1 protein-coding gene is annotated in these 813 nt (G+C 63.7%); it reads left to right on the forward strand.

What is annotated here, in order from left to right; genetic code table 11:
- Positions 1 to 130 precede the first annotated feature (130 nt).
- Positions 131 to 622, forward strand: a complete 492-nt coding sequence (locus CSR00_RS29885) for a methylated-DNA--[protein]-cysteine S-methyltransferase (RefSeq protein ID WP_099025952.1) — start codon at positions 131 to 133, stop codon at positions 620 to 622.
- The last annotated feature ends 191 nt before the right edge of the window (positions 623 to 813 follow it).

Raw genomic sequence — 813 nt, forward strand, 5'->3', positions numbered from 1 at the left:
ACCTTCCGCACGTACGCCACCGCCCGAAACTACCCGCTTAGTGCCCCATACGGGGCACTAAGCCCGATGAACCCGCAGGTCAACGAGTCGGCAGTCCGAAAATCGGCCGACCATGTCCTAAGTCAGGAGCGTGACCCGTTATCGCGTCGTGGACAGCCCCATCGGTCCGTTGACACTCGCCGGCGAGGGCACCGTGCTGACCCACCTGCGGATGGCCGATCAGACCTACGAACCGAGCCGGGCCGACTGGCTGCTCGATGACCGCGCCTTTCCCGAGGCCGTCACCCAGCTTGATGCCTACTTCGCCGGAGAGCTGCGCGAGTTCGGTCTCGCACTGCGCTTGGAGGGAACGGCGTTCCAGCGTCGGGTGTGGGCAGCGCTGCAGTCCATCCCGTACGGGCAGACGCGCTCCTACGGGCAGATCGCCGAGGAGATCGGCGCCCCGGGTGCGTCGCGCGCGGTCGGCCTGGCCAACGGCCACAATCCGATCGCGATCATCGTCCCCTGCCATCGGGTGATCGGCGCGAACGGGAGCCTGACCGGCTTCGGCGGCGGGCTCGACCGCAAGAGAACCCTGCTGGACTTGGAGAAATACGCGGCAACTCCGACCCTTTTCGACTAACCGATTTCCCAATCGGGATTCTGCTTTCCGAATATGGGAATCAACAGGGTCCGGGCAAAAGGATCCGCAAATAGAAACGCCCCCCACGGTGTGGGGGGTGTTTCTATTTGTGTGTTCGGCGGTGTCCTACTTTTCCACCCGGGTTGGGTAGTATCATCGGCGCTGACAGGCTTAGCTTCCGGGTTCGGGAT

This window comes from Mycolicibacterium palauense (assembly GCF_002592005.1).
Taxonomy (GTDB): Bacteria; Actinomycetota; Actinomycetes; order Mycobacteriales; family Mycobacteriaceae; genus Mycobacterium; species Mycobacterium palauense.